Below are 2049 nucleotides of genomic sequence, written 5' to 3'. Positions count from 1 at the left end.
ACCGCTTTTGATTGCCGATTTGGTCTCGGTAAGCGCAAGGCCACGCGCTGGATGCAGGCTTTGCTCACGTAAATCAGGGTGCGCACGGTGGTTACGTCCAGCAGGCTCTCGTCGGCGGTACCGTTGGCGGTTTTGGTGTAGGTGGTAATCGCCCGCACAATCTGCGCCCGGCTGCCGTCCGGACTGGTTTCCACCGGTGCCACGCCGTTGTAGAGCGCGTTTTCCTGCTCGGTACGCATGGTTTTGTCTTTGCTGTCGCACAGGCCGATGCCTTCCAAAGCCAGCGTGTTCAACGGGCGGGCGGGGTCTTCTTCGCTCGCCATCACGGATGCAAAAGCTGCCGCCAGTTCGCATGGCAGGCTGGGTGTGCCGCGATACCAAGCGCAGAGCATAAAGCCGTTGTTGAGTTTGCCGGCCAAGGTGGTGGCGGTGGCCAAGGTGCCGCTGTGGCCGTACACACCAATGGCCCAGCGTTTTTCGGTGGGTGCACCGACTTTTTCGAGGTGTGCGCGCAGTTTGATGAAGTTGGCCTCATCGCTGATGCCGCAGGCAATAATATCGTGGCCTTCGGCCATTCCCCCGCCTACGCCCAAGCCTACCAAGAAGCCCGAAGCTGGGGCGTAGGCGGCAGCAAAAGCCGTGCGCTTACCGCTGCCGAAACCCTGATTACCAGCGCATTGGGCGGCCAGGGGGATCTGCAGCTGGCGGCCAATACGTTGGCGCCGTATGCTGCAGCCGCCATCGGCAAGCGCTTCGGCCATGGTGAAAACAAAAACGAAGCCGCGCAAGCAATCGGCCACTTTATGCTCGGTGCCGCCTTGGCCTACGCCAACGGCGCCGACCCGCTTGCCGGCGGCAGCGCTGCCGTTGCCGCCGAACGTGCAGCCGAGTATCTGGCCGGACAATACGACGACGGCAAGACCGCCATCGACCCGATAAGCGGAAAATTCAATCCCAACCTTTTGCCCGAGCACATCAAAGAAGAGATCAAAGCGCAGACCGGGGCGCTTGCTTCGGTGGTCGGTGCGGCGGGTGGCAGCCTGAAAGGCACCAACGGCGGCAACGGAGCGTTGTTTGATGCGCAGGTTGCCGGAACGGTCGGGCAGAATGCGATGGAGAATAATTCTGTTCTTTTCGATGATATTCGGAATGCATTCAAAGGAATTATGGAAAGGGGGGCAAAATCTGCACGTGAAATAGCTCCTGATACTCCCGCTTTAAGTGGTGCTTTGCTGGGCGTGGGAAATTTTGTTGATGGAGGTTTGTCTCTTGTTGATGCCTCCGCCGAAAGTTTGGCTATGGGTATTCATTGCGCAATAGGAAGTAACTATTGTGAAGTTGCTGTAAAGAATAATCAAGAAAGGGGAGAAATCCTTCTTAATACGGCAAAATCCGTAGCAGATGGAAGGCTGAAATCTTCACTTCAACGATGGGGGCATAATTTAATTAACGGAACCCCTGAACAACAAAGAGAAGCAAATGAGCAGCTGGCAAGTTTTTCGACTGCCTTGCTTATGGGGGCAGGGAGCAATCCTGTTCCTAAAGTGCCCAAAGCACCCAAGGTTCGTCCACCTGCCTCCCCTGTAGGCGAGAAAATTATTCCTGTAGGCGAAAGCTACATCCCTTCAAGCCCCCAAGCGGTAAACCGGTGCCGCCGGCAATCAAGGCCGCCATTGTGGCCGCCATCCGCAGCTTCGGCGGCTATGTCGACCTCGACTGCTTGGTTTCATGGTTGCTGTTCAGCGGCAATACCGCCGCCGATTTGGGCGAGCTATGCCGCAAAACCATGTATAACTGCATCAGCCTCAGCGACTACCCCGAAGCACAAGACTACCTGCAAGGTGTGGAGATAGTCGGCCAATCCTACCGCGAGCTGCTACCGCAACATATCGGCAACCCGCGCACGTTATTGGTGCTCGACCCGCCCTACGTCTGCACCCAGCAGGACAACTATCGCAAGGCAGCCTACTTCGGCATGGTCGAGTTTCTGCGCCTGATGGTAATGGTGCGGCCGCCATTTGTCTTCTTCTCCAGCACCCGCAGCGAACC

The 2049-nt window shown here is 57.1% G+C and carries 2 protein-coding genes and 1 pseudogene; 2 read left to right on the top strand and 1 reads right to left on the bottom strand.

Annotation, left to right across the window (positions count from 1 at the left end):
- On the bottom strand, positions 1-575 hold a 575-nt coding region (locus HMPREF3107_RS02125), incomplete at its 3' end, for a phage tail sheath subtilisin-like domain-containing protein (RefSeq protein ID WP_246828567.1).
- Between HMPREF3107_RS02125 and HMPREF3107_RS12265 the strand changes: the two genes are divergently transcribed.
- Both HMPREF3107_RS12265 and HMPREF3107_RS12260 read left to right on the top strand, forming a co-directional pair.
- Positions 561-1853 (top strand): hypothetical protein, encoded by a 1293-nt coding sequence (locus HMPREF3107_RS12265; protein ID WP_246828566.1) that lies wholly within the window; start codon positions 561-563, stop codon positions 1851-1853. The genes HMPREF3107_RS02125 and HMPREF3107_RS12265 overlap by 15 nt on opposite strands.
- A pseudogene (locus tag HMPREF3107_RS12260) lies at positions 1787-2049 on the top strand (hypothetical protein); the annotation flags it as partial. The gene HMPREF3107_RS12265 and the pseudogene HMPREF3107_RS12260, both read left to right, overlap by 67 nt.

Source organism: Neisseria sp. HMSC31F04 (genome assembly GCF_001807735.1).
In the GTDB taxonomy this organism is placed as follows: domain Bacteria; phylum Pseudomonadota; class Gammaproteobacteria; order Burkholderiales; family Neisseriaceae; genus Neisseria; species Neisseria elongata.
The sequence above is the reverse complement of the archived record's forward strand: the minus strand, read 5'-3'. Positions and strand labels throughout refer to the sequence as shown.